This is a genomic window from Halorubrum sp. AJ67 (assembly GCF_000513435.1).
On record NZ_CBVY010000003.1, the window covers coordinates 352,353 to 356,533 of the forward strand.

A 4,181-nucleotide genomic window follows, 5' to 3' on the forward strand; every position below is an offset into this window, starting at 1 on the left:
GGTTCCACGCTCCGAGCGAGCGCCCGTCCCCCGCGCCCCTGCGCCGGGAGGTTCCGGGCGTTACTCCCGGAAGAACTCCTCGCGCTCGAACGGTTCGTCCTCGCCCTCGACCGCGAGCACGTCGAGCGCGGTCACCTCGGCACCGACGCCGAGCAGGCCCGCGAGGCTCGGCTCCGTCCGGCCCTCGTCGCCCGAGATCAGCTCCTTGATATAGAGGCCGCCCTCCCCGCGGATCTCGACGGTCGCGTGGCGGGGGTCGCCCTCTTCCAGTTCGGCGGTCGCCTCGTACACGTCGCGCTCGCGCGTGATGCTCGCGCGCCGGTGGTCCACCCGGTTCGGGGTGTACTGCTCGACGGTCGCCCCCTCCAGCGTCTCGATCGCGTCCGCGAGCGCGTCGGCGTCGACATCGGCGTCGAAGGTCACCGCGGCGCGGTAGCGCTTGGCGGCGTCGTGTTCCTTCACGCGTTCGACCATGTCGTAGGTGGCGAGGCGGAGGCCCTCGACCTCGACCGCGCCGTCGGCAAACGCGTTGATGTCGGCCTGGAGGCGGTCGGTGTCGACCCGCCGTCGACGCGGCTCCTCGATCTCGATCACGAACGGTCGCCCGGTGCCGAGCATGAGCGCGTCGACATCCTCGCGGCCCGCGCCGTGGAACGTCGCCTCCGTTCCGTCCATCACGTCCTCGACGACCGGCACGGTGTACTCCTCGACGCTGTCGTCGTAGAGGTAGCCGGAGCCGCCACAGTGGTCGCAGGGGTCCGCACCCTGCCGTCCAGACCCCTTACACTCTCGGCAGGGCCACTCCGTCTGCGGGATGTCGCGCTCCAGCTTCTGATATCGGCCGTAGACGAACGTCGAGTTCACCTTCGCGTCGATCTCGTCTTCCGCGAGGTCGATCGTGAACTGGACGTCCGGGCGGTCGAAGGAGACCTCGGCGTCGGTGACCCGGCCGACCCGCTTGCCGACCTCGCGGTTGAACTCCGATTTGAACGGCTCGCCCGCGTCCTCGTCGAGACCGGCGTCCGCGCGGAGCAGCGCCTCGTTCTCCTCGATCAGCGGCGGCGGGCGTGTGCCGACGTTGTACGTGGCGAACTCGACGCCCTCGACCGCCGCGGCTGCGCGTTCGGCCCACTCGTCGAACTCGGTACAGCGCCCCTCACAGACCCAACACTCCGCCGTTTCGACCGGCTCGTGGTCCTCGTCGTCGCGCAGCGCGAGCGACACCCGCAGCGCCGAGCCGCGGTCGGCGTTCGACAGCCCGAAGCTCCGGTCGGCGACGAGCCGGCCGAGACAGGCGTCGCACACCGGGCCGGTGTCGGTCGCGCGCGCCGCGACGTCGAGTACGTCCATACGCCCTCCAGCGGGCCGCGTGGTAACTGTCTTACTACTCGGTCGGTGGAGCTTACTCTCGGTCGGTGGCGCGCCTCCGCCCGGTCGCCCGGACTGCCAGTCGGATCGTTCAATGTCGCCCGGACTGCCAGTCGGATCGTTCAATGTCGCCCGGACTGCCAGTCGGATCGTTCAATGTCGCCCGGACGGAGAACGTCGTATGGGAATGCCACTCGATCCGCGCGAGGAGCAGGTCGCCGAGGTCGTCGACCGGCTCTACGAGGAGTACCCCGACTCGACCATCTCGCTCAACTACTCGAACCGGCTGGAGCTGCTCATCGCGGTGATCCTCTCGGCGCAGTGTACCGACGAGCGCGTGAACAAGGTGTGCGCCGACTTATTCGAGACGTACGAGACGCCCGAAGAGTACGCGAACGCATCGCAGGAGGAGCTCGCGGAGGCGATCAACTCGATCACCTACTACAACAACAAGGCGAAGTACATCCGCTCGGCGTGCGCGGACATCGCGGAGAAGCACGACGGCGAGGTGCCGGACACCATGTCGGAGCTGACCGACCTGATGGGCGTCGGGCGCAAGACGGCGAACGTCGTCCTCCAGCACGGCCACGACGTCGTCGAGGGCATCGTCGTCGACACGCACGTCCAGCGGATCACGCGGCGGCTCGGAATTACGGAGGCAGAGCGGCCGGAGGCGATCGAACAGGACCTGTTGGACATCGTCCCCGAAAGAGACTGGCAGCAGTTCACGCACCTCATGATCGACCACGGACGCGCGACGTGTACCGCGATCAACCCCGACTGTGCGGACTGCGCGCTCGCCGACGTCTGCCCCTCGGAGAAGGGCGACGGCGACGTGGACTTGGCGAGCGGCGAGGCGTGGTAGGCGGGGCGAGACGACGGGAGAGTTTGGCGCAAGGGGCGTCCGAAGCCGATGATGTTCGGCAATAGTATTTAAAGATCCCGCGGATGATGGGTACCGGACAAATCCGTCCCGCCGAAAGGGAACTCGCTTCTCGGTTTATACGTCCGTCCGCCGTATTCGCAAGTGAGGAGAGACACTATGTCCACCAAAAACACGAACGAGTTCGGCGGAGAGATCGGCGGTATCACCCTGCTGGGGAAGGCGCACTCGCTGTCGGCGCTGTTCATCGTCCTGCTCCGGGCGACCATCGGCGGGATGATCCTGTTTGCCGGTCTCGGCAAGGTCTCGGAGTGGCCGTTCGACGCCGCGGGCTACCTCGCGAACGTCGACCCCGCGAGCCCGGTCAGCGGGATCTACGCCGCCATGGCGTCGAACGCCGCGCTGATGGAGTTCGTCAACGTGTTCGTGCCGGTCACGCAGCTGCTCATCGGTGCCGCGCTCATCACGGGTGCGTTCGTCCGCCTGGCCGCGTTCGGCGGCGCGATACAGATGATGTTGTTCTACCTCGGCGGCTGGAGCGGTGAGTTCCTCTCGCTGTTCGGCTCGACGCTCGTCTACGCGGTCGTGTTCCTCACGGTCGCGGCGTTCGGCGCGGGCCGCGTGCTCGGGCTCGACGCCTACATCGAGAACGTCGAGGTCGGCGGGCAGGCGCTCGTCGAGAGGTTCCCGAAGCTCCGCTACGTCCTCGGCTGAGCGAGGGCGTGGAATCGGGTGTAAGGGAATCCGGGGCGTAGTCGCGCGCCGCCGACTCGTTTTCGATACGCGGAGTACGGTGTGGCTGATCCACTTTTCGTACTCGATTTCGTGACGGAGAGCCGCGCTGCGACCGCTCGGTTATAAGCTGTTACTGCCGGATTGGCGACAAACACCACCGAAGCCCCGGCCGCGAGGCGGTCAGACGCTCGCTGTGGTCCTCACTCAGTCGCTGTCGCTCCTTCGTTGCGGTCCTTGCGTCGCCTCTGACCGCCTCGCGACCGCCCCTTCGAGTCCCGCCCCGCACAGCGACCGCACCTCACGCCTCCCCAACCTCGTCGCTGGCACCCTCCGCTCCGCTCCGGGAGCCAGCGACTCCCTCGCGCGACGCTCCTCGGCCGCGATGCGGCCTCGCAGGCACGCGCCACCGCATAGTTTCAGTCGTCGCTGTCGCCGCACCTTCCGCCTTCCATTCCTTATAAGAGCGCGCGACCGGTACGGGGCGGTAATGGAATTGGGCTCGCGAGAGGCGTTCTCCCGGATGGGGACGCTCGGCATCGAGGAGGAGTTCTACATCGTCGACGCCGAGGGCCGCCCGACCTCCGGGACCGACGACCTCGTCTACGGCCGCGACCCGCCCGCGGCCGTGCCGGAGGGGTTCGACCACGAGCTGTTCGAGTGTACCATCGAGGCGCAGACGGAGACCATCGAGGACCCGGCGAACGCCGGGGAGGCGCTCGCGACGGTCCGCGAGGCGCTCGTCGACCACGCCGCGGCCGACGGGTATCAGATCGCGGCCGCCGGCCTCCACCCGGTCGCGAAGTGGCGCGAGCTCGACCACGTTCGGAAGCCGCGGTATCAGGCCCAGCTGGACCGTATCCAGTACCCGCAACACCGGAACACGACCGCCGGACTCCACGTCCACGTCGGCGTCGACGACGCGGACAAGGCCGTGTGGGTCGCGAACCGGCTCCGATGGCACTGTCCCGTCCTGCTCGCGCTGTCGGCGAACTCCCCGTTCTGGAACGGGTTCGACACCGGACTGGCCTCGGCCCGCGCGAAGGTGTTCGAGAACCTCCCGAACACCGGAATTCCGTCTGCGTTCGACGACTTCAACGCGTTCCAGCGGTACGAGCGTCGGATGGTCGAGACGAAGTCCATCGCGGACCGCGGCGAGCTGTGGTTCGACGTGCGCCCGCACACCGGCCACGGCACC

At 67.9% G+C, this 4,181-nt stretch carries 4 protein-coding genes; 3 read left to right on the top strand and 1 reads right to left on the bottom strand.

All coding sequences use genetic code 11. The features are described from left to right. Nucleotides 1–60: 60 nt before the first annotated feature. A complete protein-coding gene (locus BN903_RS05100; protein WP_048076669.1) occupies nt 61–1,350 on the bottom strand; it encodes a tRNA pseudouridine(54/55) synthase Pus10 in 1,290 nt (429 codons plus the stop codon). A 199-nt stretch (nt 1,351–1,549) separates the two neighbouring features. Here BN903_RS05100 and nth point away from each other — a divergent pair, with 199 nt between their 5' ends. The 3 genes from nth to BN903_RS05115 form a co-directional block, all read left to right on the top strand. Then, complete coding sequence (gene nth / locus BN903_RS05105) at nt 1,550–2,233, top strand: endonuclease III (protein WP_048076670.1); 684 nt, start codon at nt 1,550–1,552, stop codon at nt 2,231–2,233. 177 nt (nt 2,234–2,410) lie between these two features. Beyond that, on the top strand, nt 2,411–2,965 hold the full coding sequence (locus BN903_RS05110) for a DoxX family protein (protein WP_048076671.1): 555 nt from the start codon (nt 2,411–2,413) through the stop codon (nt 2,963–2,965). Between the two features lie 508 nt (nt 2,966–3,473). Continuing rightward, nucleotides 3,474–4,181 (top strand): glutamate--cysteine ligase (locus tag BN903_RS05115; RefSeq protein ID WP_048076672.1); only part of this gene is annotated, 708 nt, incomplete at its 3' end.